We start from the raw sequence: 26,154 nt of genomic DNA on the forward strand, positions 1-26,154 counted from the left end.
CCGGTTCCGCCGGTTCCGCCGGTTCCGCCGGTTCCGCCGGTTCCGCCGGTTCCGCCGGTTCCGCCGGTTCCGCCGGTTCCGCCGGTTCCGCCGGCGAGGAAACCCCAGCCCCGGCGGAGCAGGCGTTCCTCGCGGTGCAGCGCGTCCAGGGCGGCGAGCCGGTCGATCTCGGCACGGCGGGGTGCCCGCTCGGCGTCGTCGAGCCAGACCAGCGGCTGCCCGCCGCGGGTGACGTCGAGAACGCGGTCGCCGCCCGCGGGAGCCAGCTCGGCGAGGACGCCGAGAACCGTGTTGGGCCGCATGGCGATCGACGGTACCGGCACAAGACTTGGCAGACCGGGTCGGCCGAACGGGTATTCCGGCACTTGTGCCCGGCGGCCTAGCGTTTCAAGACGTGGCAATCGCGCACATTGTTGTGCTCACGGCAGCGCTTATGACGCTGCTCTGTTTACCCTGCGTTGTGGCAGCCGTGGTTTGCGCCGACGAGATGGCCCTGCGGCCGTGGACGCGGACGGGCCGTCGGGAGATCCGCGCCCTGCGACGGCTGGATCGGGTGCTGTGCACCGACGCCCCGGTGCCGTCGCTGGCCGTCCTCGACATGCCGTCGATCGAGCAGATCGCGTTCGACCTGCGCCGCCTCGACCGTCAGCGACGATCCGGGCCGACCCGGGAGTCGGAGAAGTGGCTGGCCGCGGTGCAGCGGTCCTATGACGAGCGGCTGTGCCTGGCGTGCCGGTGCCTCGGGCTCGACGAGCACTTGGGGCCGCTGGAGGGCATGGATCGCGACCTCGAGCGCCTGCGGGTGGAGCACGAGCTGCAGGCGGCCGGCCTCGCCCTTCGTTAGGCGAGCGCCCACGTCCGCAACGTTGTGTATTCGCCGTTCTGGCTGCTCACCAGCGCGAACTCGGTCACTGGCCAAGCGGCGCCGTCGTAGGCCGTCAACGCTTCGCGGATGGATCGGTCGCTGCGGTAGGTGACGGTCAGATGGGGTTGGTACGGGCGACTGCCCGGTGGGAAGCCACCTCGCGTCAATGCCTCTCGGACCTGCTCGCGCAGTTCGCCGAGCGCACCTGAGTCGGCAACCCGTGCGCACGCCGCCTGCCCGAGCTGTCGCGCGCCGGTGAGGCGAAGCGAGAATCTCGGCGACGCTGGCAGGCCGTCAAGGATTGAAGCCACGGCGGCGGGCGGTGCCAGACCCAGGAAGACCAGCGTCACGTGCCATGTGGACGCACGCGTCAGGTGAGCCTCGGGTGGCAGGGCGCCGGCGAGGGCTGCTATCTCGGCCGGTGGTGGGAAGACCGCGACGAACAGGCGGGTCAGGACGACTCGCGGGCCGCGGGGCCGCCGCCGAACAACACGTCGTCCCAGCTGGGGAGGCGCTTGCGCGGGGGCTTGTTGGGCTCGTCGGTCTCGGACGACTGCTGGCCCTGCTGACCGACCGTGCGGCGGGGGCGCAGGACGGCCAGGGACGGCACGGCGGGCACCTCCTTGGGCAGGTCGGCGTCGTCGTCGAAGGCTGAGCCGGAACCGCCGCCGAGCAGCGCCGCGGCACCGCCGGCCACCGGGCGGCGCGGCTCCGACGAACCGGCCGTCTCCAGGCCCCGGCCGCCACCGAGCGGGCGGTCGAGCGAGGCGAGCAGGGCGTCGCGGCCGGCCCGGATCGGGTCGCGGGTGTGCGCGGGGCGCGTCGGGGTGGTGGTCTCGGCGGCGGGCAGGCCGTGGCCGCCGCGGGCCGCCTCGTTGCCGCGGGACGGCCCGGGGAGGCCGTGACCGCTGCGCTCGGCCAGGAAGTTGCGCTCCGGCACCGGGTCCTGGCCCAGGATCTGGGTCGGCCGCTCGGCACACAGATATTGCGCCATGTCGTCGTGCGGGGACACCACCTGGCGTCCCTTGTCGAGGTCCCACAATGCCTGGGCGGTGGCCTTGCCGGACGGCCAGGTAGCGACGATGCGCCAGGTGCCGTCGTCGCGCCGGAACGCATCCCAGGAGATCTTCTCGGTGTCGATGCCGTGCTGGGCCAGGCGGCTGTCGACCACCTCGGCGAGCGGCGCGCCCGAGTCGGACGTCTTGAGCCGGGTGCGGCGCGCGTGCTGGGCGAGCATCGCCCGCTCCTGCAGCACCGGACCGGCATAACGCAGCACGCGGTCGACCGGGACGCCGGCGACGCGAGCAACATCCTCGGCGGACTCGCCGCACCGGATGCGGGCCTGGATGTCACGCGGCGACAGCGACGCCATCGCGACCTCGGGGTGCATCGTGGCCACGGAGCTGCCCGGCTGGGCCGGGTGCGTCTCGTGGGTGACGGCGCCGCTCACCCGGTCGTCGATGGGGAGGGCCAGGAGCCGGCCGACCTCATCGGCGAGCACCAGGGCCTGACCGTCCTCGGAGAGGGCGACGAAGCGTACCGGCCGCATGCGTTGCCTCCGTCCCGTCGCGTTGGCCTGTGCTCCCGAGAGTCAGCCGCCCGGGCGCGTTTCGAAACACGGTACGCGCCTCGGTCACCTAATGGGAGGAGACTCGCCGTCGTGTTGGTGTGTTCATGTTGTGCCCACTCGGGCGTTGAGCTGCAAAGATGATCTTCATTTCGTTACGCGGACAAAGCCATTCAAACCCATAAGCCTTGAGAATGGTACGCGCGCAGGAGTGACCAGAAGCACGTTGGAAGCCCCCGGCGCTCAGCGCGACCGCGCCGCGACCTCACGGCCGCAGCGCGGGTCTCGCGTATGGCGCGGGGCTGAGCTGAAGCCCGCGCGACCCTCCGGGCGGAACCGCGGGGCTGAGCTCAGGCCGCGGCCCCGCTCGGCGGCGCACCGCCCGGAGCGCCGCTGGGTGGCGCACCACCAGGGCCGCCCGGCCCGCCCGGCATGCCGCTCGGGGGAGTGCCGCCCGGCATGCCGCTCGGCGGGGCGCCGCCGCCGGTAGGTGCCGCGCCGCCGCCCTGCTCCTCGCCGGACGGATCCACCGAGATGGTCAGCGTCGCCTGGTAGCCCGCCGACACGCTCCCGGTCACGGTGGCCAGCTCGGTGACCGCCTTGTCGTCGCCGAACACGTTGTCGGTGGCCAGGCTGACCTGCGTCATGTTGGTGACGCTCGCGCTGTAGCCGTCGGTCTTGTAGACCACGTCGGAGACGTCCTCCGGCAGCGCGATCTGCGATGTCTTCACGATCGGCCCGTCGCCGCTGGTCGCGTTGGCCACCGACGAGTAGACCTCGAAGTGGATGTGCGGCCACCGTCCGGTGTAGCAGGCCGGGTAGATGCTGGTGAAGGTCACCGTCCCGGTCGCGTCGCTGACCTGGATGCCGCGTAGATAGTTCTCCGCGGTGACCGCGGTCGAGTAGAGCGAGTAGTTGCCGGCCCGGTCGCAGTGCCAGGCGTAGACCGCCGCCCCGGCGATCGGTCTCCCGCTGCGGTCCTGCACCACCAGCGAGAACTCCAGCGGCACGCCCTCGGCGGTGCCCGACGCGGTGCCGAACGAGGAGCGGATGTCCTTGCGCACGATGCCGTCCAGGGTCCGCACGTCCGGCCCGTTCGACCCGTCCGCCGGGTAGGGGCCGGCCGTCTCCGACGCCACCTCGGCGAGCGCGCCGGTCGCCGACCCCGACGCCGAGGTGGTGGGCGTCGGGGCGGGCGAATCGGTGCAGGCGGCGACGACCGCGAGTGCGCCCGCCCCGCCGAGCATGCCCAGCAACCGCCGGCGGTCGAACCGCAGCCCCTTGTCGTGGACGAGCCGAACGTAGGCCGCATTGTCGGGATCGCTTGTCATGCCCGGAAGCTAAGCGTCCGATCCTGTGCGGAGGCTATGCGCAGGCTTTTACAGACGTTCGACGATGTAATCGATGCACTCCGTCAGCGCCGCCACGTCGGCCGGGTCCACCGTCGGGTAGAGCGCGACCCGCAGCTGGTTGCGGCCCAGCTTGCGGTAGGGCTCGGTGTCGACGACGTCGTTGGCCCGCAGCACCGCGGCGATCGCCGCCGCGTCGACACCCTCGAAGTCGATGGTGGCCACGGCCGCCGAGCGCAGCGCCGCGTCGGTGATGAACGGCGTCGCGAACGCCGACCGGTCGGCCCAGCCGTAGATCGCCGCCGCGCTCTCCGCGCTCCGCTTGACCGCCCAGGACAGGCCGCCCTGCGCGTTCATCCAGTCCAGCTGCTCGGCCGCCAGGAACACGGTGGCCAGCGCCGGAGTGTTGTAGGTCTGCTCGAGCCGGGACTGCTCGATCGCGGTGACCAGGTCGAGGAACTGCGGGATGTACCGCCCGCTGCCCTTGATCTCGACCGCGCGCTCGATCGCGGCCGGCGACATCAGCGCCAGCCAGATGCCGCCGTCGGAGCCGAGCGCCTTCTGCGGCGCCAGGTAGTAGACGTCGGTCTCGGTCAGGTCGACGTCGAGGCTGCCGCCGCCCGAGGTGGCGTCGGTGAGCAGCAGGGCACCCTCGTCGGCGCCGGCCACCCGGCGGACCGGCACGGCCACGCCGGTGGAGGTCTCGTTGTGGACACTCGCATACACGTCGACGCCGGCCTCGGCGACCAGGTAGGCCGCCTGCCCGCCGGGCGCCTTGTGCACGGTCGGGTCGGCCAGGAACGGCGCGTCCGAGACGGCCTTGACGAACTTGGCGCCGAACTCGCCGAACTCGGCGAACTGGGCCTTGTCGCGGACCAGGCCGAAGGTGGCGGTCTCCCAGAACGCGCTGGTGCCGCCGTTGGAGAGGATCACCTCGTAGCCGTCCGGGAGCGAGAAGAACTCGGCCAGGCCGCGGCGCAGCCGGGCCACCTGGTTCTTCACCGTCTTCTGCCGGTGCGACGTGCCCAGGAACGTGCGTGACACCGCGGAGAGTGCCTCGACGCCTTCCGGCCGCACCTTGCTGGGGCCCGAGCCGAAGCGTCCGTCGACCGGTTTGATCTCGTCAGGGATCCGGATGTCAGTCACGGTCACACATTATGCGCGAGCGCGGACCAGCCCTCGACCTCCTGCGGCTTGCGGGCATCCGGGCCCACGTAGCGCAGGCGCGGCCGGAGGATGCGGCCGAGCCGTTTCTGCTCGAGGATGTGCGCGCTCCAGCCGGCCACCCGGGCGCAGGTGAACATCGGCGTGAACATGTGCGCGGGCACCTCGGCGAAGTCGAGCACGACCGCCGACCAGAACTCGACGTTGGTGGCGAGCACCCGGCCGGGCTTGCGTTCGCGCAGCCCGTCGAGGGCGGCCCGCTCGAGCGCCTCGGCCACCTCGAAGCGGGGTGCGCCCAGGTCGCGGGCGATCTGGCGGAGCACCCGCGCACGCGGGTCCTCGGCGTGGTAGACCCGGTGGCCGAAGCCCATCAGGCGCTCGCCGCGGTCGAGGACGCCGTGTACATACCCCACCGGGTCGCCGCTGCGCTCGACCTCCTCGATCATGTGCAGCACCCGGGTGGGGGCGCCGCCGTGCAGCGGGCCGGAGAGCGTGCCGATGCCGGCCGAGATGCAGGCGGCCACGTCGGCGCCGACCGAGGCGGCGATCCGGGTGGTGAAGGTGGACGCGTTGAGCCCGTGCTCGGCGGCCGCGATGAAGTAGGCGTCGACCGCCTGGACGTGCCGCGGGTCCGGTTCGCCCCGCCAGCGGCGCATGAACCGCTCGACGACCGTCTCGGCCTTGTCGATGTCCTTCTGCGGGACGGCCGGCAGCCCGAGGCCGCGGGCGGCCTGGGCGACGAAGGAGAGCGCGGTCACCGACACCCGGGCCAGGTCGCGGCGGACCTGCTCGTCGTCGATGTCGATGAGCTGGGACAGGCCCCAGTACGGCGCCAGCATGGTCACCGCGGACTGCACGTCGACGCGGATGTCGCCGGAGTGCACCGGCACCGGGAACGGCTCGGCCGGCGGCAGCCCGGGCCCGAACCGGCCGTCGACCAGCAAGCCCCAGACGTTGCCGAACGAGACGTGCCCGATCAGGTCTTCGATGTCGACGCCGCGATAGCGCAGCGAGCCGCCGTCCTTGTCGGGCTCGGCGATCTCGGTCTCGAACGCGACGACGCCCTCAAGGCCCGGTTTGAAGTCGGACACAGAACTCAATTCGGACAGGGCTCCCCTGTGAAGAATTAGTACGAGTCTTTCATATTGCCCGGTCGGCGGGGTGGGCGCGATGTGCTCTCGACGACACCCATCCTTACCGAGCTGACGACGGGGCCGCTCGGACTTACGGTCGTTGAGGCTGAAAGTTAGAGGGAGCGCTCGTGACAACGGAACCGCCCTCGCCCGCGATGATGCGGCGCGATTACACCGAGCGCGGTGAGCTGCTCGAGGAGCAGCTCGCGGCCGACTGGCACACCCAGTTCGGGGCGTGGTTCGCCGACGCGGCGGCCTACGGCCTGCCCGAGCCCAACGCGATGATGGTGTCGACCGCCACTCCGGAGGGGCGCCCGTCGAGTCGCACGGTGCTGCTCAAGGAGTACGACGAGCGCGGTTTCGTCTTCTTCACCAACTACGGGTCGCGCAAGGGCGGCGAGCTGTCGGTCAACCCGTACGCAAGCCTGGTCTTTCCGTGGTTCCCGATGCAGCGCCAGGTGCTGGTGACCGGCGCCGTCGAGCGGGTGACCAGGGCGGAGACCGAGGAGTATTTCGCGTCCCGGCCGCGCGGGTCGCAGCTCGGGGCGTGGGCGAGCCCGCAGTCGCGGGTGCTGCCGGATCGGGCGGCGGTGGAGGCCGGGCTGGCCGCGGTGGCCGAGCGGTTCGGTGACGGTCCGGTGCCGGCGCCGCCGCATTGGGGCGGATTCCGGGTGCTGCCCGAGACGGTGGAGTTCTGGCAGGGACGAAGCAGTCGTTTGCATGATCGGCTGCGATTCCGGCGTACCCCGGAAGGCTCTTGGATCTTGGAGAGGCTTGCTCCGTGACCCAGGAGTCGGTGGACGCGACCGAGGAGATCGTCGAGGAGAAGGACCGTAAGTCCTGGGTGATCGACACTCGGCCGTTGCGGGTCCCGGCCTATCGCCGGATGTGGATCGGCAACGGGATGTCGTTCTTCGGGTTCCAGTTCACCGCGGTGGCGGTGCCCGTGCAGATGTACGCGGTGACCCATTCGAGCGCGTGGGTGGGCCTGCTCGGCATCGCCGGTCTGATCCCGCTGCTGATCTTCGGCCTGTGGGGTGGCGCGGCCGCGGACGTCGTCGACCGGCGCAAGTTGTTGCTGGCCAGCTCGATGCTGGCCTGGCTGTCCACGCTCGGGCTGCTGGCCCAGGCGCTGTTCGGGATGCGCAGCGGCTGGCTGCTGCTGGCGCTGACCGCGGTGCAGTCGGCCGGCTTCGCGGTGAGTTCGCCGACCCGGCAGGCGATCATCCCGCGGATCGTGCCGACCGGTCTGGTCCCGGCCGCGAACACGCTCAGCTACACCACCACGACCGCGGGCGGGGTGCTCGGACCGCTCGCCGCCGGCCTGATCTTCGGGATCGCCTCGACCGGAGCGGGCGTGACCGTCGCCTACCTGGTCGACGCGGTCCTGTTCACGATCTCGTTCTGGGCCACCTGGAAGCTGCCGTCGATCCCGCCGATCGTGCATGCCGAGGACGAGGCGAAGCCGTCGGCCGGCCTGCGCGGCATCACCGACGGCCTGAAGTTCCTGGTCACTCAGCCGGTGCTGCTGCTGTCCTTCGCGGTCGACATCATCGCGATGGTGTTCGCCATGCCCCGGGCGCTGTTCCCCGAGGTGGCCGCCGACCGGTTCGGCGGCGGCTCGGCGGTCGGCTGGCTGTACGCCGCGATCGCGATCGGCTCGGTGGTCGCCGGGCTCACCTCGGGCTGGATCGGCCGGATCAAGCGGCAGGGGATCGCGCTGATCGTGGCGGTGGTCGGCTGGGGGATCGCGATCGGCTTCTCCGGCCTGGCCCACTCGCTGTGGCTGATGGTGCTGCTGCTCGCGGTGGCCGGCGCGGCCGACCTGGTCAGCGCGGTCTACCGGCAGTCGATGCTGCAGACCTTCGCCCCGGACCGGCTGCGTGGCCGGCTCCAGGGCGTCTTCATCGTGGTGGTGGGCGGCGGGCCGCGCCTGGGCGACCTGCGGGCCGGCGCCACCGCCGACCTGACCGGAACGACCGGTTCGTGGGCCGGTGGCGGGTTCGTGGCCGCCGGCCTGGCCCTGGTCCTGGGCTTGGCTTTCCCCGCATTGGCGCGCTACAAGCCGCCGGCCGAAATGGCGGAAAAGGCGAACCGCCCGCCAACCGCCCCGCCCACCACCCAAAATCGGCCTGAAGGCTAGGGTCGAAGTCATGACAAGCGTCGTGCCGGTCAAGACCGGAACCCAGTGGGCGATCGAGGCGGACGGCCACCGGGCCGTGGTCGTGGAGGTCGGTGGCGTGCTGCGCCACTACTCCGTCGGCGACGTGCAGGTGCTGGACGGCTTCGAGGCCGACGAGCTCTCGCCGGCCAGCGCCGGGCAGATCCTCGCGCCGTGGCCGAACCGGATCCGGGACGGCTACTACGAGTTCGAGGGTCAGGCCCACCAGCTGCCGCTGACCGAGCCGGCCCGGCACAACGCCATCCACGGCCTGACCAACTGGTCCCGCTGGACGCTCGCCGAGCAGTCCGCCGACGCGATCACCGTCGAGTACGAGTTGCCCGCCCAGGTTGGCTACCCGTGGTGGCTGACGCTGCGCACCCGCTGGCAGGTGTCGGCGGCCGGGCTCTCCTGCACGCAGGAGGTCGTCAACAACAGCCCGGCCAACGCGCCGTGGGGCTACTCGGTGCACCCCTACCTGCAGCTGCCGGGGGTCGCGGTCGACGACATCCTGCTGCACGTGCCGGGCAAGACCCGGATCCAGCCGGACAACCGGCTGCTGCCGATCGGCTACGTCCCGGTGGCCGGCACCGAGTACGACTTCACCTCGGCCCGCAAGATCGGCGACCTGGTCATGGACGTCTCGTTCGGCGAGATCGAGCACGACGCGGCCGGCATCACCGAGGTGACCATCGCCGACCCCGGTTCCGACCGCAAGGTCGTGGTCTGGGCCGACGACAAGTTCAAGTACTGGCAGATCTTCTCCGGCGACACCCTGCACGGCGAGCGGTTCCGCCGCTCGGTGGCGATCGAGCCGATGACCTGCCCGCCCGACTCGTTCCGCACCGGTCGCGACCTGATCGTGCTGGCGCCGGGCGAGCACTGGACCGCGTCGTGGGGGATCCGGAGCTGATGGAGTTCGACGAGGTCGTCCGTCGCCGGCGGATGGTGCGCAGCTACGACCCGGACCGCCCGCTCCCGCCGGAGATCGTCGACAAGATCGTCCGGCACGGGCTGCGGGCGCCGAGCGCCGGCTTCTCCCAGGGCTGGGGCTTCCTGGTGCTCACCGACCAGAAGGACCGCGACCGCTACTGGTCGTCGACCACCGAGAACGCCACCTCGGACTGGCACGGCGACTGGCTGACCCGGATGCGCAACGCTCCGGCGATCGTCGTCTGCCTCTCCAACAAGTCGGTCTACCTCGACCGGTACGCACAGTCCGACAAGGGCTGGACGGACCGGGACGAGGGGCACTGGCCGGTGCCGTACTGGGACATCGACACCGGGTTCGCCGCCCTGCTCATGCACCTCACCGCGGTGGACGAAGGGCTGGGCTCGTGCTTCTTCGGCATCCCGGTGGAGACCCAGCAGGACTTCAAGGACGCGTTCGGGGTGCCGGCCGAGTTCACCCCGATCGGCACGCTGACGATCGGCTACCGCGCCGCCGACAAGAGGTCACCGTCACTGAAGCGGGGGCATCGCCCGGTGGACGAGGTGGTGCATCATGGCCGATGGGCGACCGCCGATTGACCGCGGGCGCGGCTAGGCTGGCACCGACAAAAACGGATTCCTGGAGAGGGGGCAACCCGGCGTGATCTTCAAAGCGGTCCGGGACGGAGCCCCGTACCCTGATCACCACACCACGCTGAAGGCCTGGTCGGAGATTCCGCCCCGGCCGATCCGGCTGGCCGACCTGATCACCACGAAGCGCGAGCTCGCGCTGGACAAGTTGCTCGCCGAGGACTCGACCTTCTACGGCGACCTGTTCCCGCACGTCGTGGAATACCAGGGCGCCCTCTACCTGGAGGACGGCCTGCACCGCGCACTGCGGGCGGCCCTGCAGCAGCGCAACCAGATCCACGCCAGAGTGCTGGTAGTGGCGGGCTAACACCGTTAGTTTAAGGGCATGGTCACCGTTGCCCCGCTGGATCTGCTCGACCTCGACACGCTGCTGACCGACGAGGAGCGCGACATCCGCGCCCTCGTCCGCCGGGTGGCCGACGACCGGGTCCGCCCGTCCGTCGCCGATTGGTATTTCGACGGCACGACCCCGGTTCGCGACCTCGCGCTTGAGTTCGGCAAGCTGGGCCTGCTCGGCATGCATCTGACCGGCTACGGCTGCGCCGGCTCGACCGCGGTGGCCTACGGCCTGACCTGCATGGAACTCGAGGCGGCCGACTCCGGTGTCCGCTCGCTGGTCAGCGTGCAGGGCTCGCTCGCGATGTACGCCATCTGGAAGTACGGGTCCGACGAAACGAAGCAGCAGTGGTTGCCGGGGATGGCGGCCGGCGAGCTGATCGGGTGTTTCGGTCTCACCGAGCCCGACCACGGCTCCGACCCCGCCAACATGTCGACCCGCTGCCGCCGCGACGGCGACGACTGGGTGCTCACCGGCGGCAAGATGTGGATCACGAATGCTCCGCTCGCCGACGTGGCGGTGATCTGGGCGCGCGCCGAGGAGGGCGTGTTCGGGTTCGCGGTCCCGACCGGCACGCCGGGCTTCTCGGCCCGGGAGATCAAGCACAAGATGTCGTTGCGGGCGTCCAGCACCGGCGAGATCACGCTCGACGAGGTACGCGTGCCGGAAAGCGCCCGCCTGCCCGACGCGCGGGGGCTGAAAGCGCCGCTGTCCTGCCTGACCGAGGCCCGGTTCGGCATCATCTGGGGGGCGCTCGGCGCCGCGCGGGACTGCCTGGCCACGGCGATCGACTACGCCACCACCCGGGAGCAGTTCGGCCGTCCGATCGGCGGTTTCCAGCTGACCCAGGCGAAGCTCGCCGACATGGCCGTCGAGCTGCAGAAAGGCTTCCTGCTGGCGCTGCACCTGGGCCGGGTGCGCGACTCGGCCGGTGCGCTGCGGCCGGAGCAGGTCAGCGTCGGCAAGCTCAACAACGTGCGCGAGGCCATCAAGATCGCCCGGCAGTGCCGCACGATCCTCGGCGGGAACGGGATCAGCGGCGAGTACCCGATCATGCGGCACGCGAACAACCTCGAGAGCGTTCTCACGTACGAGGGAACTTCGGAGATCCACCAGCTGGTGATCGGCCAGAAATTGACTGGTTTGAACGCATTCGCCAGCTGAGCGAATGCAGTTGTCGTACCCCTCTCGTACCGTGAGGGTATGGCCCAGTCACCGGATGTCGACGAACCCACGAGGGAATATCCGGCTGTCCCCGAAGACTCCACGCCGGAAGTTCCCGACCCCCCACAGAAGAGCATCGTCGCTCGCGTCCTGATCTTCTTCGGTGTCGTCTTCGCCGTGATCGTCGCGGCCTGCTTCGGGCTGCGCGCGCTCAACGTGCTGCCCAGCTTCGACAATCCGTTCGAGAGCAAGACCACCGACCGCAGCCAGCCGGTGCTGCTGCAGTCGATGCGCGACCTGAGCCGTTACGTCGCCGCCGACGGCACCTTCCAGGTGATCGTCGACCTGCAGGAAAACAAGGACAACATCCCCGACTTCCTGGTCAACCGGCGCATCCTGTTCGTCGGCTCCGGCACGGTCGAGGAATATGTCGACTTCGCCAAGCTGCCGACCAGCGCGCTCGAGGTCGACAACGAGAAGAAGACGCTCACGATCCAGCTGCCCGCCCCCGAGCAGGGCAACGCGGCGCTCGACATGCAGAAGAGCTACGTGGTCGAGGAGCAGCGGGGCGCGCTGACCGCGATCGGCGACGCTTTCAAGAGCGACACCGACAAGCAGCAGCGGGTCTACGCGATGGCCCAGCAGAAAATCACCGAGGCGGCGCACGACAGCGGCCTCGACCAGCGGGCCAAGGACAACACCCAGCGGATGCTGCAGAGCCTGTTCACCCGCCTCGGCTACACCGAGGTGACGGTCACGTTCGTCAACACACCCTGAGCCCGGGCCCGGCTCACCCTGGCGGGGGTGAGCCGGGCGGGCAACCCCCTACTCGTTGGGCAGCATTGCCCAGAGGATGAGGTAGATCAGGAACTGCGGGCCGGGCAGCAGGCAGGAAAGGACGAAGATCAGGCGGACCACGCCGGACGAGAGTCCGAAGCGGCGGCCAAGGCCGGAACAGACCCCGGCGATCCAGCGGTCGTCGCGGGGGCGAGAGAGGCGGCGGGTCACGGTCAACCACTCCTTCACTGACGGTTACGGGCGGTCGCCGTAACCAAGCTTGACGGTAGGTGCACCGGGATCACCTTCCCTCGGTCGGGAGGGGGAGAACGGCGGTTTGATTCCCGTAAGGGTCCCCCGTACCCGAGGGCAACTCGCTGTTAACCTGGGTCCGATTTCGGGGCCAACCGGGCCCTCAGTGATTTGGAGGCAGCGGTGACGCTGGCCGTCCTGACAGCCGGCAGCGGTAACGCCCTGGCCCCCGCGGACGCCACCCGGCTCGTGACGGATCTTACGGCCGCGCTGCATGCGGCCGGTGCGACCGAGGTCGAACGCCTCGACGCGAGCGATCCGGCTGCCCGGTTGCGGGATATCTCCCGGCGCGCGATCGAGGCCGGCGAGCCGGTGCTGATCTGCGCCGACAACCTGGTGGCCCACCCCAGCCTGCTGTGGACCCTGGCCACCGAGCCGTCCGGCCGCAGCACCGCGCTGATCGTCGCCGACCCGGCCGGTGACCTGCGCGCCGACCGCGGTCAGGTGATCGCGGCCCCGGCCGGCGACGGCACCGCCCGGTTCGTGGGCGCGCTGCGGGTCGCCCCCGGCGACCTGGCCGCCCTCGACAAGGTCGCCGACCGGCCCGACCTGCTGCCCGCCCTGCTCGACGAGGGCGTGGTGCCGGTCGCCACCGCGGTGCGGCTGCTGCACGCCGAGCAGGTGCACACCGAGCAGGAACTGGCCGCGGCCCGGGCCGCGGTCGACGCCGTCGACGAGGACAAGGCCCGGCTGCGCCTGGCGGTCAAGGAGAAGGACGACTTCTTCACGACGTACGCGGTCAGCACCTGGTCGCCGATCGTGACCCGGACCGCCGCCCGCCTCGGCCTGACCCCGACCGGCGTGACCTGGATCTCGGTGCTGTTCGCGGTGCTGGCGGCGCTCGCTTTCTGGCAGGCGTCCCGGCCCGCGATGATCGCCGGCGGCATCCTGCTCTACCTGGGTTTCGTGCTCGACTGCGTGGACGGGCAACTGGCCCGCTACACCCGCACGTTCGGCGAGTTCGGCGGCTGGCTCGACACGATGGCCGACCGCGCGAAGGAATACGCCGCCTACGCCGGTCTCGCGGCCGGCGCCGAGCGGATCGGCCTGCCCTACGCGTGGCCGCTGGCGATCACCGCGATCCTGCTGCAGACCGTCCGGCACATGACCGACGCCTGGTACGGCCAGTTGCACGACGAGGCCGCGGCCCGCCCTTCCGAGATCAGAAGCACAGGCGTCGGCGCGCGGCTGAGCGCGGCGTCGACCAAGGTCCAGGGCGAGACCGGCTCGGCCGCCTACTGGCTGAAACGGATCGTGGTCTTCCCGATCGGCGAGCGGTGGGCGCTGATCGCGGTCCTCGCCATGGTCAGCAACGGCCGGGTGGCCCTGGCCGCGGTGGTCGGCTTCGGGTTGCTGGCCTTCGCGTACACCCTGGCCCTGCGTTCCCTGCGCTCGCTCTCGATGCGGGTGAGCGTCCTCGACAAGCGCGACACCGCGCTGCACCGCGACGACGGTCCACTGGTCCGCCTGGTCCTGTCCCGGCTCGGCGGCCCGATGCCGCTGGCCTTCGCCGCGCTCGGCGCGGTGGCCGCCCTGGCCCTGACCGTCGCGCTGCTGGCCGGCTGGGCGGAGCCGCCGGCCCGGATCGAGCTCGCGGTGACCGCCCTGCTGGTGCTGGCGGCCGGCCTGCCGGCCCGGGCCAAGCACCGCGGCCCGCTCGACTGGCTGGTCCCGGCCGCCCTGCGCGCCGGTGAATACCTGTTGGTGGTGGCGGCCGGCCTGATCGGGAGCGTGCCGACGCCGGTGGTGTTCCTGCTGCTGTTCGCGCTGGCCCTGCGGCACTACGACCGGGTCGCCCGGATGGAGAAGGGTGCCCCTTCGGGCCACGATCGGGGCGCTCTGCTCGGCTGGGACGTCCGGGTCGTATTGCTGACTTTGCTCACCTTGCTCGGATGGGCCACTCTTGCGGAAGCGTTGCTGGCCGCCGCGGTCGGCGGGCTGTTTTTGATCAACGCCATCGACGACCGGAGGGGTGGCAACCGCACGTGACCCTGCTCAGCATCGTCCTGCCGGTCTACCGGGTGCAGGGTTATCTCCGGCAGTGCCTCGACTCGGTGCTCAGCCAGTCGTTCCAGGATTTCGAGATCGTCGCGGTGGACGACTGCTCGCCCGACTACAGCGGCGAGATCCTGGCCGAGTACGCGTCGCGCGACCCCCGGGTCCGGGTGATCACCTCGCCATCGAACGTCGGCCTGGGCCAGGCTCGCAACCTGGGCCTCGAGCACGCCACCGGCGAGTACGTCTGGTTCCTGGACAGCGACGACTGGCTGGCCACCGGCGCGCTCGCCGCGGTCGCGGCCCGGCTGCGCACCACCCGCGCCGACCTGCTCATCGTCGGCTGGGACCGGGTGCACTGGCACGGTGCGGTGCGGGCCGGCTCGGCCAAGGCGCTGCTGAGCGGCGCCCCCGAGGTGTTCTCGGTCGCGGAGTGGCCGAAGGCGCTGGAAGTGCTGCACGTGGCGTGGAACCGGGTGGTCCGGCGCGAGCTGCTCGGTCAGCACGACCTGGGCTTCGCCACGGGTTGGTACGAGGACGTCTCGTTCTCGTTCCCGCTGCTGCTGGCCGCCCCGAAGATCTCCACCCTGTCGCGCACCTGCGTGCACTACCGGCAGCGGCGCACCGGCGCGATCACCCGCACCGTCGGCGACCGGCATTTCGAGGTCTTCGAACACTGGGAGACCGCGCTCGACCGGTGTGCCAAATATGCCGATCCCGGCGACGAGGTGCGCGGCCTGCTGTTCCGCCGGATGCTCTGGCATCTCGTGCGGGTGATGCGGAACGACACCCGGTTGCCGGCCGCGTCGCGGGCGCGCTTCTTCGCCCAGCTGACCGAGATGTATCACCGATACCTGCCGCCGGCCGGCTTCCCGATGCCGACCGACAGCGAGGGCCTGCGCTACCGGCTGGTGGCTCGCGGCGCCTACCGGACGTTCCAGGTCACCGACAAGTGGCTGCGCCGGGCCCGGAAGGACCGCAAGACGCTGCGCCGGCGCAAGGGCCAGGTCAAGCACAAGCTGCGCCAGCTGGCCGGGCACCTCTACTACCAGCTCCAGCGCAGGCTCCCGGTCGACCAGTCGCTCGCGCTCTACGCGGCGTACTGGTACCGCGGGGTGGCCTGCAACCCGGCGGCGATCGCGGCCAAGGCGGCGGAGCTGGTGCCGGACGTGCGGGCGGTCTGGGTGGTGAACGCGGCGCAGGTGGCTTCGGTCCCGCCGGGCGTGAAGTACGTGGTGGCCGGCACGATGCCCTATTACCGCGCGCTGGCCCGGGCCCGCTATCTGATCAACAACGTGAACTGGCCGAATACGACGGTCAAGCGGCGCGGCACCACGCACCTGATGACCCACCACGGCACCCCGCTGAAGAAGATGGGGCTCGACCAGATCGATCATCGGGCCGCGGCCACCGACACCGACTTCACCGCCCAGATGCGCCGCGCCGACCGCTGGGATTTCAGCGTCACCGCGAACGCGCACACCACGATCGCCTGGGAGGGCGCCTACCCGTCCCGGCACAAGACGCTCGAGGTGGGTTACCCGCGCAACGACCGGCTGGCCACGGCCACCGACGCGGACGTGGCGGCGGCCCGGGCGACGCTCGGCGTCGCGGCCGGCCGGCGGGTGGTGCTCTACATGCCGACGCACCGCGAGTGGATGCCGAAAAGCAGCCAGGTGCTCGACGTGGAGCAGCTCTCGGCGGAGCTGGGAACGGACACCACGCTGCTGGTCCGGGCGCACTACTTCGACACCCCGCCCGACCTGCTGGGCGACGCGATCGTCGACGTCTCCGGCCACCCGGTGGTCGAGGATCTCTACCTGGCCGCCGACGTGCTGCTCACCGACTACTCGTCGGCGATGTTCGACTACGGCGTGCTGGACCGTCCGGTAGTGATCTTCGCGCCCGACTGGCCGGCCTACCGTGACCTGCGCGGTGTCTACTTCGACCTGCTCGCCGAGCCGCCCGGCCCGGTGGCCGCCGACTTCCCGCAACTGGTCGAGATCTTCCGGAACGGGCGGTACGACGACGAGCAGCGGGCCGCTTTCCGGGCCCGGTTCTGCTACCTCGACGACGGTCAGGCGGCGGAACGCGTGGTTCGCCGGGTGTTTCTCGATCAGTGAAAGAAAGATGTAATCGGTTCACTACTGTGTGCAAATGGCACGTTCACCCGATGGCGGCATATCGATACTCCTCGTCAAAGTGAGCTAGATCGCCGTCCGTCGTGGGACCGGGATCACTGCGAACTTCCCCCGGCAGGAGGTAGAGACGGTGTCGACCGTCTTGCTCAAGGACGTCACCAAAGTCTGGCCCGACGGCACGGTTGCTGTCGATCACGTGAGTCTCGACGTCAAGGACGGCGAGTTCCTCGTGCTGCTCGGACCGTCCGGCTGTGGGAAATCAACCATCCTGCGCATGATTGCCGGTCTGGAGGATCCGTCCGAAGGGGACATCCTTCTCAATGGTGACCCGGTGCTGGAGTTGGCCCCGCGCGATCGCAGTATCGCCATGGTGTTCCAGGATTTCGCGCTTTATCCGCATATGACGGTCAGTGACAACATCGGCTTCCCGCTGCGCCTGTCCGGCACCGAACCGGGCACCCGGATCGAGCGAGTCGGTGACGTGGCCAGCGCGCTCGGCATCGGTGACGTGCTCGGCCGCAAGCCCAGCCAGCTCTCCGGCGGCCAGCGTCAGCGGGTGGCGATGGGCCGCGCGATAGTCCGCCGGCCCGGGCTCTTCCTGATGGACGAGCCGCTCTCCAACCTGGACAGCGGCCTGCGCGCCGAGCTGCGGGCCGAGATCACCGGCCTGACCAGCGAGCTCGGCGTCACCACCATGTACGTCACGCACGACCAGGCCGAGGCGCTCACCATGGCCGACCGGGTGGCGATCATGCGCAAGGGCGTCCTGCAGGACGTCGGCACCCCCACCGAGGTGTACGGGCGGCCGGCCACCCTCTACGTTGCCGCGTTCCTCGGCTCGCCCCGGATGAACCTGCTCGAGGCGTCCGTCTACGTCCACCTCGACCAGTACGTCGCGCTCAACTTCGGCGAGCAGGCGCTCTATCTGCCGTGGACGGACATCCGGGCGCGCGCGGTGGCGCACTATCACGGCGAGCGCATCGTGGTCGGCATGCGGGCCGAGGCGCTCACCCCGGTGGCCCCCGAGGTGCAGGGTGACGTGCTCCGCGGCCGGATCCGCTACCTCGAGCACCACGGCCACGAGTCGCTCGCCTATCTCGACATCGGGGCGACCGCGATCGTGGTGGACGAGATGGGCACCGGCAAGCCGGAGCAGGAGCAGGGCGGCGCGCTGCGGCGGTTCGGCAGCACGCTGCAGAAGCTGACCGGCCGCAGCTCCGGGTCGGCCACCGCGGTCGAGCCGCGCGAGGAGCGCAGCCTCCTCGACCCGGGCCGGCATCAGCGCCGCCCGGCCGAGCTGGCCGTGCGGCTGGCGCCCTACCCGGCGGTGTCGCCCGGCCACCCGCTGGCGGTGGCGGTCCGGATGGACGCTCTGCACTTCTTCGACGGGACCGGTGCGCGCATCGACGTCGGCTGGCGCTGAAGCCGCCCGTTAGGGCCACTCAGCGGCCCGCTGCGGCCTTCGGAGGGGAATCTTCCGGAGGAGTGCGCAAGTGCGTCGTTCCACCACGGTGGTGCAACGCGTAGGCTGCACCACGGTGGAGGAGAGATTGAGCCAAAGTGTGCGTTCGGCTCCCGGGGTGGAGTCGCGCGGTGCCGCTGCCTCCCCATCGCCGGTCGATGCCGGTCAGCTTCTCGACCGCCGCTTCGGCCGCGACGAGATCGCGGTGGTGCGGCACGAGGTGAACGGCCGGTTGACCGGTGCCGGGCTGGTCGGTGACCGGCTGCACGGCTTCGTGCTCGCGGTCAACGAGGTGATCACCAACGTCGTCCTGCACGCGGGCGGTCAGGGCCGGGTCGTGCTCTGGCTGGCCGGTGACTCGGCGTGGTGCACGGTGACCGACTCGGGCCCGGGCATCCCGGCGAGGTTCCTGCGCCCTCCTGAGGTTCCTGAGGCCTTCGAGATCGGTGGGCGCGGCATCTGGCTGGCCCACCAGCTCTGCGACGAGGTGACGGTGGCGACCGGCCCGATCGGTACCACGATCGGGCTGCGTATAGCACTGCCACACCGCACTTCACCTGCCTGAAACGATGATTTGAACAGCTTGTAAAGCTCGCGGAAAATGTGAAGGCGCCCTTCGGGACTCGCCGCGCGCGCGATGCGACTACATTGGGCGCGTGCTCGGACTACCTCCGCATGTGACGGCATGCCTTTTTGATCTTGATGGTGTGCTCACGCAGACCGCCCTTGTGCACAACGCTGCGTGGAAACAAACGTTCGACACGTTCCTCGAGACGTGGTCGACACAGCACGGACAAGCCTTCGTGCCGTTCGACTCCGGCGCCGACTATCACCGATACGTCGACGGCCGGCCCCGAGCCGATGGCGTCCGAACCTTCCTGGCCTCCCGCGGGATCACCCTGCCCGAGGGGACGCCGGACGACGGTCCCGACCAGATGACCGTGAACGGCATCGGCAACAAGAAGAACGTTCTCGTCCTGCAGAAGATCCAAGAGGGCGCGGTCCAGGTCTACGAGGGCTCAGTGGAGTACCTCAAGGCCGCCGTCGAGGCCGGACTGCGCCGCGTGGTCGTCTCGGCCAGCGCCAACTGCAAGGACGTGCTGGAGGCAGCCGGCATCGCGGACCTCATCGAGGCTCGTGTGGACGGTGTGACCGCACGCGAGCAAGGCTTGCCGGGTAAGCCGGCGCCCGACACGTTCCTCTACGGAGCGAAGCTTCTCGGGCTCGACCCGCAGAGTTGCGCCGTGTTCGAGGACGCTCAGGCCGGCGTTGCCGCCGGTCGGGCGGGCAAGTTCGGGATCGTGGTCGGTGTGGACCGCGTGGGGCAGGCTGACGCTTTGTTGGAGCACGGGGCCGACATCGTTGTCACGGACCTGTCCGAACTCCTGACGCGCTGAGCACGTATCAGCGCTTATATCTTCACGACTTTCTTCTTTACTCATTCACGAGAGGCACCACCGTGATCCGTGAACGGGCTTATCCCGTGGACCCATGGCACATTCGGGAGACCCGGCTGGATCTGGACCTGCTGGCCCAGTCCGAGTCGGTGTTCGCACTCGCCAACGGGCACATCGGGATACGCGGAAACCTGGACGAGGGCGAGCCCCACGGCCTCCCGGGCACGTACCTGAACTCGTTCTACGAGCTTCGCCCGCTGCCGTACGCCGAGGCCGGTTACGGCTTCCCCGAGTCCGGCCAGACGATGATCAACGTGACCAACGCCAAGCTCATGCGGCTGCTGGTCGACGACGAGCCGTTCGACGTGCGGTACGGCGAGCTGCGCTCCCACGAGCGCGTGCTCGACCTGCGGGCCGGCACGCTCGAACGCACCGTCGAATGGGTCTCCCCGTCCGGCCAGGCCATCCGGGTGCGCACCGTCCGCCTGGTGTCCTTCACCCAGCGAGCCATCGCCGCCTTCCTCTACGAGGTCGAGCCGCTCGACGCCTCCTGCCGGCTGATCCTGCAGTCGGAGCTGGTCGCCAACGAGCAGCTGCCGCCGATGAGCAAGGACCCGCGGGTCGCTGCCGTGCTCGACCACCCGCTGCAGGCCGAGGAGGTGCTCGAGCAGAAGGCCGGTGGCCTTCTGGTGCACCGCACCAAGGCGAGCGACCTGCGGATGGCGGCGGCCGTCGAGCACCAGATCGACGCCCCGGGCAAGCACGAGGTCACCACCGAGGGGCACCCCGACTGGCTGCGCACCACGGTCGCCGCCAAGGTCGGTCCCGGCCAGAAGCTGCGGGTGGTCAAGCTCGCCGCGTACGGCTGGTCCGGAAGCCGCTCCCTGCCCGCCCTGCGGGACCAGGTCGGCGCGGCCCTGGCGAGTGCCCGGCTGGACGGCTGGGAGGGCCTGGTCGAGGCCCAGCGGGAGTACCTGGACGCGTTCTGGGACCACTCCGACGTCAAGGTCGAGGGTGACCAGGAGGTGCAGCAGGCGGTCCGCTTCGGGCTGTTCCACACGCTGCAGGCCGGCGCCCGGGCCGAGAAGCGGCCGATCGGCTCCAAGGGCCTGTCCGGCCCCGGCTACGACGGCCACACCTTCTGGGACGCCGAGACGTTCGTGCTGCCGGCGCTCACCTACACCCAGCCGGCCGCGGCGGCCGACGTGCTGCGCTGGCGGCACTCGACGCTCGACCTCGCCCGGGAGCGGGCCCAGACGCTGGGACTGCAGGGCGCCGCGTTCCCGTGGCGGACCATCCGCGGGCAGGAGTGCTCGGCGTACTGGCCGGCCGGTACCGCCGGCTTCCACATCGGTGCCGACATCGCCGACGCGGTGCGCCGCTACGTGCAGGCCACCGGCGACTACGACTTCGAGCGTGAGGTCGGCCTCGAGCTGCTGATCGAGACCGCCCGGCTGTGGCGCTCGCTGGGCCACCACGACCGGCACGGCCGCTTCCACATCGACGGGGTCACCGGCCCGGACGAATACACGGCCGTGGTCGACGACAACATCTACACCAACCTGATGGCCCAGCAGAACATGTTCAGCGCGGTCGAGGCGGCCAAGCGGCACCCCGACCTGGCCCGTCAGCTCGGCGTGGACGACGAGGAGATGGCCTCCTGGCGGGACGCGGCGGCGGCCGTGCACATCCCGTACGACCGGGAGTTGCAGGTGCACCAGCAGTCGGAGGGCTTCACCCGGCTGCAGGAGTGGGACTTCGAGAACACTCCGCCCGAGGCGTACCCGCTGCTGCTCAACTACCCGTATTTCGACCTGTACCGCAAGCAGGTGGTCAAGCAGGCCGACCTGGTGATGGCGATGTACATCCGCGGGGACGCGTTCACGCCCGAGGAGAAGATCCGCAACTTCACCTACTACGACGCGCGGACCGTCCGGGACTCGTCGCTGTCGGCGTGCATCCAGGCCGTCATGGCGGCCGAGGTCGGGCATCTCGAGCTGGCCCACGACTATCTGGGCGAGGCCGCCCTGATGGACCTGCACGACCTGCACCAGAACTCGCGGGACGGCGTGCACGTCGCCTCACTGGCCGGCACGTGGATCTCGCTGGTCGCCGGTCTCGGCGGCATGCGTGACTTCAACGGTCAGCTGACCTTCGCGCCGCGCCTGCCCAGCCGGATCAACAACCTGGAGTTCTCGCTGCTCTGGCGGGGGCTGCGGCTGCGGGTCAACGTGACCAGCGACGAGGTGACGTACTCGCTGCGCAACGGCGGCGGCTCGGCCCGCCTGGTGATCCACCACCACGGCAAGGACGTCGAGGTCACCCAGGTGAAGCCGGTGACCGTGCCGATCCCGCCGGCGCATCCGGTCGGCCCGCCGCCGACCCAGCCGGCCGGTCGCGCCCCGGTCCGCCGGGCTCCGCAGGACTGAACCTCCGCAGGACTGAACGAAAGAAGGCCCCCGCCGATCGGCGGGGGCCATCTTTCCAGTCGACGACCTACAGCATCGAGACGTGTACGTGGTCCTTGTGATTGCTGACGCCGTGGTAGGCGTGCCAGCCGGTCGCCGGGAACCAGATCTGCGCATACCAGATGACGTAGTAGATGCCGAGCCGATCGGCGTTGCGTACCAGGAACGCCATCAGGTCGTTCCCGTACTTTTTCATGGTGGCGTTGTGCGACTCCGAGAAGCCGCTCTTCTGCAACGACCAGTCGCAGGCTCGGCCCTTCGGATGCTCGAACGGCCCGCCGTCGCGGTGACAACCGACGAAGTTGTTGAAGCCGGCCTTTTTCACCTCTTGGTACATGTGCAATGTACGCGCAGTGATGCAGCCACTTGTCGTCGGATCGTTCACCGTGCATTTCTCGGCCGAGAATCCGCCGTCGGAATTGCGCGGTGCGGGGGACGCGGTTTTCGAGGTCGCGTCGACGAAACCGGCGGTCAGGCCGGCGCCGCCGATCAGGGACAGCGCCTTGTCGGCCGCGTCCTTCTGCTTCTTCATCGCGACCAGGTTGGTCTGCTGCTGCTTCACCTCGGCGTCGAGCGTCGCCTTGGTCGAGTTGACCTCGTCGATCGCGGCGTTCAGCTCGCGCAGCTTCCGGTCGTGCAGGGCGTTGATCTCCTCGAGGGAGACCGCCTTGGCCAGGAACTCGTCCGAGCCGTTGCTGCCGAGCAGGAAGCTGGCGGCGCCGAGATGGCCGGTGCGGTACTGCTGCGCGGCGATCGCGTTGACCTCGGGGATCAGCACGTTGCGCTTGGCCTCGGCGTTGTTGACCTTGATGGCCAGCGCCTTCTGGGTCGTGGTCGACTTGGCGACCGCGGCCTTGGCCTGCACGAACTTGCGGTTCGACGATTCCAGGACGTCGTCCAGAGTCGGGTCCGCCTTGTCGTCGCCCTGCTCGTCGGGCTGGGCCGACGAGGACGACGGATCGTTCGGGTCGGCGCTCGCAGCCGATGCGGGTGCCGCCAGGAAAGCGACGGCAACGAGCGGCGCCAGGGCAAGTCTCAGCCACCGGCGTGGGCGTACGGACATTCAGGTTCCTTCCAGTCAACCGCCGACCGAGTTAGCTGACGGGTTCGGGACGGAAGCGATCCCTACCGCTTGCGCGGATTCACCCCACTGACTTGGTTCCCCGGCACGCCCTCGCGGGCGATTAGGCGGTGGTCTGCCGGCGCCTCGGGGGCGGCGCCTTCGGCGGCAGAGCCGGCGCCAGTTTACCCGAGCCCGTGCTATACAGCAGCGCCTGGGAAACGCGAATGCGGTTACCCTTCCGCGACTTTCCGTGAATTTGTCACGCAAGGTCATCATCGAATTGCGCAGAGTACGAGAACTGTCGATCAATCGATGTCCTGGGTATGGTCGCACTTGATCCCCACCCGGGGGTCGCCGCCTAATCGCCGTCCGGCGAACCGGGGAACCATGTTTCTTCGGGGTGAATCCGCACAACGCGGTAGGGATCACTTCCATCCCGAACCCGTCAGCTAACTCGGTCGGCGGCCGACGGAAGGAAACGTTTGTGCGGCAGAAAACTGTCCGCCGTCGATTAGCGGCGTTCCTCGCCCTGCTGATGGCGACCGCCGGGCTGGCCATGGCCATCGCCGCCCCGGCGAGCGCGGAACCGGGCGACACCGGCGACGACGGCGAGGGTGGCTCGAAGACGCTGATCGAGCAGCTCGAGGCCGCCTCCAAGGGCTTTGTGGACGCGCAGGAGGCGCTCGCCAAGTCCAAGAAGCGGCAGGTCGAGTTGACCGCCAAGGTCAAGGAGCTCGACACCCGGATGGCCCCGCAGCAGGCGGCGGTCGACCTGATCATCCAGCAGGCCTACCGGACCGGCCGGCTCGGCCCGATGGGTGCGCTGCTCACCGCCGGTTCGCCCGGCGGCTTCCTGGACCGGGCCGAGACGCTGGAAACGGTCGCGGTCAAGCAGCAGGCAGCGATCAGGGACCTGCGGCAGACCCGGGACCAGCAGGAGCAGGCCAAGCTCGCGATCGAGGCGACCATCCGTGACCAGCAGAAGCAGGTCAACGTGATGGCCAAGCGGAAGGCTCAGGCCGAGGGCGCCCTGAAGGCGGCGAACGCCGGCGATGACGACCCGCAGTCGACCGACGGCGGCAGCAGCGACACGTCCGGCACGTTCACCGGCGGCAGCGGCATGGTGAACGACCCGACCAGCGGCGGCCGCATCACCCAGCGGATGCTGTTCGCCTACAACCAGGCCCGAGCGGCCGGGTTCACCCACTACATCCACTGCTTCCGCGAGCAGAACAGTGGCGAGCATCCCAAGGGCCGGGCCTGCGACTTCGCGGCCGACAAGGACGGCTTCGGCGGGGTGGCCACCGGGAGCAGCAAGACGTACGGGACGAACCTGGCGAACTACTTCATCAACAACTCCAGCCGGCTGGGCGTCCTCTACGTCATCTGGTTCAAACGCATCTGGCTGCCCAGCAGCGGCTGGAAGTCGTACAGCGGTGGCAACGGCGATCCATCAAGCGATCACACCAACCACGTACATTTATCAGTTAAATAGGTCTTTTCAGGAGGAGTGCGAGACTACTTCTTGACGAAGGTCTCGTACTCCTTCATCACGTCGCCGGTCGGGCCGTCGGCCTTGATCACGCCGCCCTCGAGCCAGATGCTGCGCTCGCAGGTGTCCCGGATCGACTGCTCGCTGTGGCTGACCAGGAACACCGTGCCGGCCTCTTCGCGCAGGTCACGGACCCGCTGCTCACTGCGCTTGCGGAACTTCGCGTCGCCGGTGGCCAGCGCCTCGTCGATGAGCAGCACGTCGTGCTTCTTGGCCGCGGCGATCGCGAAGCGCAGCCGGGCGCCCATGCCGGACGAGTAGGTCCGCATCGGCAGCGAGCTGAAGTCGCCCCGCTCGTTGATGCCGGAGAACTCGATGATGTCGTCGACCTTCTCCTTGACCTCGTCCGGGGTCATCCCCATGGCCAGGCAGCCGAGCGTCACGTTGCGCTCGCCGGACAGGTCGTTCATCAGGGCCGCGTTCACGCCGAGCAGGGACGGCTGGCCGGCCGCGTAGATCGCCCCGCCGCGCTCGACCGGCAGCAGTCCGGCGATCGCCCGCAGCAGGGTCGACTTGCCCGAGCCGTTGGTGCCGATCAGCCCGATGGCCTCACCCTTGTAGGCCACGAAGCTGGCGCCCTTGACCGCGTGCACCTCGCGCACCGCGGTGCTCTTCTGCCGGGTGAGGATCCGCTTGAAGCTGCTCAGCGGCGAGGACTGGTGCGGCCCGATCGAGCCGTGGATGCGGTAGACGATGTGCGCGTTGTCCGCGATGACGGTGGGGACCCGCTCGGTGTCAGCCACGGCCGTAGCCCTTCTCTCCACGCCAGAAGTACGCATATCCGCCGATGCCCATGACCAGCGCCCAGACCGCCGCCTCGATCCAGAGGAGGGTCGGGCTGCCGGCCAGCTCCACGTTCTCCATCAGGGCGTGCCGGATCAGCTCGATGTAGACGAGGATCGGGTTCGCCTCGATCACCGCGAGCTTCCAGCCGTGCAGGTGCTCGGTGTACTTGGTGACCGGGTAGAGCACGGCCGACCCGTACAGCCAGACGCGCATGATGAAGGGGATCAACTGCCGCAGGTCGGGCACTTTTGCGCCGAGCCGGGAGACCAGCATGGCGGCCCCGGCGTTGAAGATCGTCTGCAGCAGCAGGGCCGGGACGATCAGCAGCCATTCCCAGTTGATCGGCTCGCCGGTGAACAGCACGATCGCGATCAGCACGCCCATCGAGGCGATCATGTTGCGCGCCTCGACCAGGGTGATCGAGATGGGCAGGCTCGCCCGTGGGAAGTGCAGGGCCCGGATCAGCCCCAGGTTGCCGCTGACCGCCTGCACGCCGGTCTGCACCACGGTCTGCGTGTAGCCGAAGATGAAGACGCCGGCGCAGAGGTACGCGATGAAGTTGTCGGTGCCGTGCTTGGTGTTCAGCAGGACGCCGAAGATCACGTAGTAGACGCCGGCGTTGAACAGTGGGGTCAGAACCTGCCAGATCATGCCCAGCCTGGTGTTACCGAGGGCGGCGGAGACCTTGGCGCTGGCGAACTCCCAGATGAAGTGCCGGTACGCCCAGAGCTGTGCGGTGTACTCCGACAGGCTGGGCAGCCGCCCGGCCGTGCTCAGCCCGTACTTCCTGGCCTGCTCCTTCGGAGTGGGGCCGGAGTAGGGCTCGACGACGGTCGTCTGAGCCATGGGGTGGTGCTCCGATCTCGTCGGCCCGTCAGGG

At 69.7% G+C, this 26,154-nt stretch carries 25 protein-coding genes and 2 riboswitches; of the genes, 15 read left to right on the forward strand and 10 right to left on the reverse strand.

Annotated features, from left to right (window positions below; all coding sequences use genetic code 11):
- Window positions 1–302 (reverse strand): hypothetical protein (locus Adu01nite_RS24750; RefSeq protein WP_239132679.1); only part of this gene is annotated, 302 nt, incomplete at its 3' end.
- A gap of 158 nt (window positions 303–460) precedes the next feature.
- Here Adu01nite_RS24750 and Adu01nite_RS24755 point away from each other — a divergent pair.
- Complete coding sequence (locus Adu01nite_RS24755; protein ID WP_239132680.1) at window positions 461–844, forward strand: hypothetical protein; 384 nt, start codon at window positions 461–463, stop codon at window positions 842–844.
- Here the strand turns inward: Adu01nite_RS24755 and thpR are convergent.
- The 5 genes from thpR to Adu01nite_RS24780 form a co-directional block, all read right to left on the reverse strand.
- Window positions 841–1,368 carry an RNA 2',3'-cyclic phosphodiesterase gene (gene thpR, locus Adu01nite_RS24760; protein WP_239132690.1) on the reverse strand — a complete coding sequence of 176 codons (528 nt, stop codon included), beginning with the start codon at window positions 1,366–1,368 and terminating at the stop codon, window positions 841–843. The two genes, Adu01nite_RS24755 and thpR, sit on opposite strands and share 4 nt — an antisense overlap.
- Window positions 1,317–2,414 (reverse strand): septation protein SepH, encoded by a 1,098-nt coding sequence (gene sepH / locus Adu01nite_RS24765; protein WP_203729757.1) that lies wholly within the window; start codon window positions 2,412–2,414, stop codon window positions 1,317–1,319. The genes thpR and sepH overlap by 52 nt, the downstream gene beginning before the upstream one ends.
- A gap of 368 nt (window positions 2,415–2,782) precedes the next feature.
- Window positions 2,783–3,763: a dioxygenase family protein gene (locus Adu01nite_RS24770; protein ID WP_203729759.1), complete on the reverse strand. Its 981-nt coding sequence runs from the start codon at window positions 3,761–3,763 to the stop codon at window positions 2,783–2,785.
- 48 nt (window positions 3,764–3,811) lie between these two features.
- Window positions 3,812–4,933, reverse strand: a complete 1,122-nt coding sequence (serC, locus tag Adu01nite_RS24775) for a phosphoserine transaminase (RefSeq protein WP_203729761.1) — start codon at window positions 4,931–4,933, stop codon at window positions 3,812–3,814.
- The gene (locus Adu01nite_RS24780; RefSeq protein WP_203729886.1) at window positions 4,930–6,036 is read right to left on the reverse strand and encodes a citrate synthase 2; all 1,107 of its coding nucleotides are present in this window, start codon (window positions 6,034–6,036) and stop codon (window positions 4,930–4,932) included. The genes serC and Adu01nite_RS24780 overlap by 4 nt, the downstream gene beginning before the upstream one ends.
- A 200-nt stretch (window positions 6,037–6,236) precedes the next feature.
- Here Adu01nite_RS24780 and pdxH point away from each other — a divergent pair, with 200 nt between their 5' ends.
- The 7 genes from pdxH to Adu01nite_RS24815 all read left to right on the forward strand — a co-directional run bounded on the left by pdxH (window position 6,237) and on the right by Adu01nite_RS24815 (window position 12,098).
- On the forward strand, window positions 6,237–6,863 hold the full coding sequence (gene pdxH, locus Adu01nite_RS24785; RefSeq protein ID WP_203729888.1) for a pyridoxamine 5'-phosphate oxidase: 627 nt from the start codon (window positions 6,237–6,239) through the stop codon (window positions 6,861–6,863).
- The gene (locus Adu01nite_RS24790; protein ID WP_203729763.1) at window positions 6,860–8,221 is read left to right on the forward strand and encodes an MFS transporter; all 1,362 of its coding nucleotides are present in this window, start codon (window positions 6,860–6,862) and stop codon (window positions 8,219–8,221) included. The genes pdxH and Adu01nite_RS24790 overlap by 4 nt, the downstream gene beginning before the upstream one ends.
- 10 nt (window positions 8,222–8,231) lie before the next feature.
- Window positions 8,232–9,152 carry an aldose 1-epimerase family protein gene (locus Adu01nite_RS24795; RefSeq protein WP_203729765.1) on the forward strand — a complete coding sequence of 307 codons (921 nt, stop codon included), beginning with the start codon at window positions 8,232–8,234 and terminating at the stop codon, window positions 9,150–9,152.
- Window positions 9,152–9,769: a nitroreductase family protein gene (locus Adu01nite_RS24800; RefSeq protein WP_203729890.1), complete on the forward strand. Its 618-nt coding sequence runs from the start codon at window positions 9,152–9,154 to the stop codon at window positions 9,767–9,769. Before Adu01nite_RS24795 ends, Adu01nite_RS24800 begins: the two co-directional genes overlap by 1 nt.
- 61 nt (window positions 9,770–9,830) lie before the next feature.
- On the forward strand, window positions 9,831–10,127 hold the full coding sequence (locus Adu01nite_RS24805) for a type II toxin-antitoxin system VapB family antitoxin (RefSeq protein ID WP_203729767.1): 297 nt from the start codon (window positions 9,831–9,833) through the stop codon (window positions 10,125–10,127).
- 18 nt (window positions 10,128–10,145) lie between these two features.
- Window positions 10,146–11,321 carry an acyl-CoA dehydrogenase family protein gene (locus Adu01nite_RS24810; protein WP_203729769.1) on the forward strand — a complete coding sequence of 392 codons (1,176 nt, stop codon included), beginning with the start codon at window positions 10,146–10,148 and terminating at the stop codon, window positions 11,319–11,321.
- 39 nt (window positions 11,322–11,360) lie between these two features.
- Complete coding sequence (locus tag Adu01nite_RS24815; RefSeq protein WP_203729771.1) at window positions 11,361–12,098, forward strand: DUF4230 domain-containing protein; 738 nt, start codon at window positions 11,361–11,363, stop codon at window positions 12,096–12,098.
- A gap of 48 nt (window positions 12,099–12,146) precedes the next feature.
- Here the strand turns inward: Adu01nite_RS24815 and Adu01nite_RS24820 are convergent, their stop codons facing one another.
- A complete protein-coding gene (locus Adu01nite_RS24820) occupies window positions 12,147–12,329 on the reverse strand; it encodes a PspC domain-containing protein (RefSeq protein ID WP_239132681.1) in 183 nt (60 codons plus the stop codon).
- A 204-nt stretch (window positions 12,330–12,533) separates the two neighbouring features.
- Here Adu01nite_RS24820 and Adu01nite_RS24825 point away from each other — a divergent pair, with 204 nt between their 5' ends.
- The 6 genes from Adu01nite_RS24825 (at window position 12,534) to Adu01nite_RS24850 (ending at window position 21,834) form a co-directional block, all read left to right on the forward strand.
- On the forward strand, window positions 12,534–14,399 hold the full coding sequence (locus Adu01nite_RS24825; protein ID WP_203729776.1) for a DUF5941 domain-containing protein: 1,866 nt from the start codon (window positions 12,534–12,536) through the stop codon (window positions 14,397–14,399).
- The gene (locus Adu01nite_RS24830) at window positions 14,396–16,528 is read left to right on the forward strand and encodes a bifunctional glycosyltransferase/CDP-glycerol:glycerophosphate glycerophosphotransferase (RefSeq protein WP_203729778.1); all 2,133 of its coding nucleotides are present in this window, start codon (window positions 14,396–14,398) and stop codon (window positions 16,526–16,528) included. The genes Adu01nite_RS24825 and Adu01nite_RS24830 overlap by 4 nt, the downstream gene beginning before the upstream one ends.
- Before the next feature lie 148 nt (window positions 16,529–16,676).
- Window positions 16,677–17,969: an ABC transporter ATP-binding protein gene (locus Adu01nite_RS24835; protein ID WP_203729780.1), complete on the forward strand. Its 1,293-nt coding sequence runs from the start codon at window positions 16,677–16,679 to the stop codon at window positions 17,967–17,969.
- A gap of 157 nt (window positions 17,970–18,126) precedes the next feature.
- Window positions 18,127–18,573 (forward strand): ATP-binding protein, encoded by a 447-nt coding sequence (locus Adu01nite_RS24840; protein ID WP_239132682.1) that lies wholly within the window; start codon window positions 18,127–18,129, stop codon window positions 18,571–18,573.
- A gap of 91 nt (window positions 18,574–18,664) precedes the next feature.
- Window positions 18,665–19,405, forward strand: a complete 741-nt coding sequence (locus tag Adu01nite_RS24845; RefSeq protein ID WP_203729782.1) for an HAD family hydrolase — start codon at window positions 18,665–18,667, stop codon at window positions 19,403–19,405.
- Between the two features lie 62 nt (window positions 19,406–19,467).
- The gene (locus tag Adu01nite_RS24850; protein WP_203729784.1) at window positions 19,468–21,834 is read left to right on the forward strand and encodes a glycoside hydrolase family 65 protein; all 2,367 of its coding nucleotides are present in this window, start codon (window positions 19,468–19,470) and stop codon (window positions 21,832–21,834) included.
- Window positions 21,835–21,901: 67 nt separating this feature from the next.
- On the opposite strand, the gene Adu01nite_RS24855 is transcribed toward Adu01nite_RS24850, so the two are convergent.
- Entirely contained in the window at window positions 21,902–22,936 is a 1,035-nt protein-coding gene (locus Adu01nite_RS24855; RefSeq protein ID WP_203729786.1) for a coiled-coil domain-containing protein, read from the reverse strand.
- 5 nt (window positions 22,937–22,941) lie between these two features.
- Window positions 22,942–23,074, reverse strand: a riboswitch (cyclic di-AMP (ydaO/yuaA leader).
- 207 nt (window positions 23,075–23,281) lie between these two features.
- Window positions 23,282–23,416: riboswitch (cyclic di-AMP (ydaO/yuaA leader) on the forward strand.
- A gap of 55 nt (window positions 23,417–23,471) precedes the next feature.
- On the opposite strand from Adu01nite_RS24855, the gene Adu01nite_RS24860 reads away from it, so the two are divergent.
- A complete protein-coding gene (locus Adu01nite_RS24860; protein ID WP_203729894.1) occupies window positions 23,472–24,431 on the forward strand; it encodes a coiled-coil domain-containing protein in 960 nt (319 codons plus the stop codon).
- Between the two features lie 23 nt (window positions 24,432–24,454).
- Here the strand turns inward: Adu01nite_RS24860 and Adu01nite_RS24865 are convergent, their stop codons facing one another.
- Both Adu01nite_RS24865 and Adu01nite_RS24870 read right to left on the reverse strand, forming a co-directional pair.
- The gene (locus Adu01nite_RS24865; RefSeq protein ID WP_203729788.1) at window positions 24,455–25,267 is read right to left on the reverse strand and encodes an ABC transporter ATP-binding protein; all 813 of its coding nucleotides are present in this window, start codon (window positions 25,265–25,267) and stop codon (window positions 24,455–24,457) included.
- Window positions 25,224–26,120, reverse strand: coding sequence for an ABC transporter permease (locus Adu01nite_RS24870; RefSeq protein ID WP_203729790.1), 897 nt, complete (start codon window positions 26,118–26,120; stop codon window positions 25,224–25,226). Before Adu01nite_RS24870 ends, Adu01nite_RS24865 begins: the two co-directional genes overlap by 44 nt.
- Window positions 26,121–26,154: the final 34 nt, after the last annotated feature.

Origin of the sequence: Paractinoplanes durhamensis, assembly GCF_016862175.1 — a bacterium.
Lineage (GTDB): Bacteria > Actinomycetota > Actinomycetes > Mycobacteriales > Micromonosporaceae > Actinoplanes > Actinoplanes durhamensis.

Coding starts and splice junctions, on each gene's coding strand:
- sepH (WP_203729757.1), bottom strand. CDS start 2,414: ATGCGGCCGGTACGCTTCGTCGCCCTCTCCGAGGACGGTCAGGCCCTG.
- Adu01nite_RS24770 (WP_203729759.1), bottom strand. CDS start 3,763: ATGACAAGCGATCCCGACAATGCGGCCTACGTTCGGCTCGTCCACGAC.
- pdxH (WP_203729888.1), top strand. CDS start 6,237: ATGCGGCGCGATTACACCGAGCGCGGTGAGCTGCTCGAGGAGCAGCTC.
- Adu01nite_RS24795 (WP_203729765.1), top strand. CDS start 8,232: ATGACAAGCGTCGTGCCGGTCAAGACCGGAACCCAGTGGGCGATCGAG.
- Adu01nite_RS24800 (WP_203729890.1), top strand. CDS start 9,152: ATGGAGTTCGACGAGGTCGTCCGTCGCCGGCGGATGGTGCGCAGCTAC.
- Adu01nite_RS24810 (WP_203729769.1), top strand. CDS start 10,146: ATGGTCACCGTTGCCCCGCTGGATCTGCTCGACCTCGACACGCTGCTG.
- Adu01nite_RS24815 (WP_203729771.1), top strand. CDS start 11,361: ATGGCCCAGTCACCGGATGTCGACGAACCCACGAGGGAATATCCGGCT.
- Adu01nite_RS24855 (WP_203729786.1), bottom strand. CDS start 22,936: ATGTCCGTACGCCCACGCCGGTGGCTGAGACTTGCCCTGGCGCCGCTC.
- Adu01nite_RS24860 (WP_203729894.1), top strand. CDS start 23,472: ATGGCGACCGCCGGGCTGGCCATGGCCATCGCCGCCCCGGCGAGCGCG.
- Adu01nite_RS24865 (WP_203729788.1), bottom strand. CDS start 25,267: ATGCGTACTTCTGGCGTGGAGAGAAGGGCTACGGCCGTGGCTGACACC.
- Adu01nite_RS24870 (WP_203729790.1), bottom strand. CDS start 26,120: ATGGCTCAGACGACCGTCGTCGAGCCCTACTCCGGCCCCACTCCGAAG.